The following is a 572-nucleotide window of genomic DNA, read 5'->3' on the forward strand; positions in this document are numbered from 1 at the left end:
GAGGAGCGCGCGCCGCGCCGGGGCCGCGGTCGGCCGGGGTGCGTCCACGACGGGGCGGCCGTCCGCCGGTGTCCCGTCCCGCTCGTGCCGTCATGCCCGTCCTTCCCGCGTCACGGCCGCGGCGCCGCCGCGGCCGGGTCGCCGGCGAGCACCCCGTCCCCCGGGATCACCACGCCGGGCACGCCGAGGACGGCCGCGGCGCCGGCGGCCGCCGCGGCGGTGTGCGGCACCGGGCGCACCACGGGCCTGCCGCCGACCCGGCGCCCCTCGGAGTCGATGAAGCCGACCTCCTCCGGCTGCGTCATGCCGAGGTTCCTGGCCTTCTCCCCGAGCCGCTGCGGGGACTCCTCCCGGGCGATCTCGCTCTCCATCGCCTGCCGCTGCTGCTCCAGCAGCGTCACGTTGCGCTGCAGCCGGGTCAGCTCGAACGCGTCCTGGGCCAGCACGGTGTTCAGCAGCAGCAGGCTGACCAGCGCGCCGGCCAGCAGGGAGACGATCAGCACCACGAACGGGGTGCGCGGCGGGGCCGCCGGGCGCGGCCGCCGCGCCGCCGCGGGCCCGGGCCGGGCCCC

At 79.9% G+C, this 572-nt stretch carries 1 protein-coding gene; it reads right to left on the bottom strand.

Annotated elements, in window-relative coordinates; translation table 11 throughout:
- Positions 1-110: 110 nt before the first annotated feature.
- Positions 111-572: cell division protein FtsL (gene ftsL, locus EIO00_RS24000; RefSeq protein ID WP_140182722.1), on the bottom strand; the 462-nt coding region annotated here is incomplete at its 5' end.

Origin of the sequence: Thermomonospora catenispora (assembly GCF_006363815.1) — a bacterium.
In the GTDB taxonomy this organism is placed as follows: domain Bacteria; phylum Actinomycetota; class Actinomycetes; order Streptosporangiales; family Streptosporangiaceae; genus Thermomonospora; species Thermomonospora catenispora.